Below are 621 nucleotides of genomic sequence, written 5' to 3' on the forward strand. Positions count from 1 at the left end.
CAATTACAATTGATGAAAAAAGAGAAAATGTTTTTCAAAAATTGTTAACTTCTAGAAATGTAAAAACTGAAAGACTATTATGGCATTTTAATAAAAATGTGCCCCACTGGTTTTTAAGTCCTTGGTTTCCTAAAATTGGAAATGAAACTAATTCACAGAGAGAAAAAAGAATTTACTTTGAATCACAGGTTTTTGAATCAAAATGTTTATATGGTTTACACCAAGACCATATAGAAATTAATCCTGATTGGGTCAATTATTTGATTTCAAATGCAAAAGTTTTGAAAGATTTTTGCTATTGGAATTTGGCTTTATTTTTACAATCCAAAAACCCAAACGTTCCAGACATACCTAATAAGCTTATTAAACCTGCCAAAAGAAATAGTCTAAATAAACAACGGACTAAGTTTTGGGATGTTGTGATTGAAGAATTGGGGTTTGTTAATTGTATTTATACAGGTCAAAAATTGACAAAAGGAAATTATGCAGTAGAACATTTTATACCTTATTCATTTGTTTCCCATGATTTAATATGGAATTTAATTCCTGCTGATAAATCTTTTAATAGTTCAAAAAGTAATAAGCTTCCTATACTTGAAAAATATTTTGAACCTTTTTATA

At 27.4% G+C, this 621-nt stretch carries 1 protein-coding gene; it reads left to right on the forward strand.

The genetic code is table 11. The features are described from left to right. Positions 1–621 (forward strand): HNH endonuclease domain-containing protein (locus tag IU405_RS07665; protein WP_317193357.1); only part of this gene is annotated, 621 nt, incomplete at both ends.

Origin of the sequence: Polaribacter sp. BAL334, assembly GCF_015767435.1 — a bacterium.
Classification (GTDB): domain Bacteria; phylum Bacteroidota; class Bacteroidia; order Flavobacteriales; family Flavobacteriaceae; genus Polaribacter.